General features: G+C 43.4%; 1 protein-coding gene and 1 pseudogene. Both read left to right on the top strand.

The annotated features are described in order from the left end of the window. Positions 1-35 precede the first annotated feature (35 nt). Complete coding sequence (locus tag HC175_RS24830; protein ID WP_369074375.1) at positions 36-119, top strand: hypothetical protein; 84 nt, start codon at positions 36-38, stop codon at positions 117-119. Further along, positions 100-290 (top strand): annotated as a pseudogene (locus HC175_RS23170) (fructosamine kinase family protein); the annotation flags it as partial. The gene HC175_RS24830 and the pseudogene HC175_RS23170, both read left to right, overlap by 20 nt.

The following is a 290-nucleotide window of genomic DNA, read 5'->3' as shown; positions in this document are numbered from 1 at the left end:
CTTTTTTTCCTGAAATTGATGAAAAGGAATGGCAGTTGGTATCACAGGAAAAGCACCCTGCAGACGAGCGCCATAAATATGCCTTTACGTACCTAACCTATGAGCGTGCAAAGGGATGAGCAGCTTATCTATGATCTGGAAAACACCCCCGGCTTCAAAGTAAATTCGATCCAATCCCTTGCCGGAGGAAGTATCAACAGGGTTTATTTACTGGGTACTTCGGAAGGAAAAAAAGTGATCAAGATCAATGCTTCAGAAAAATTTCCCGGCATGTTCGCTGCGGAAAAAGA

The organism is Salinimicrobium oceani, from assembly GCF_012037645.1.
This window is presented reverse-complemented; position numbering and strand designations above follow the sequence as displayed.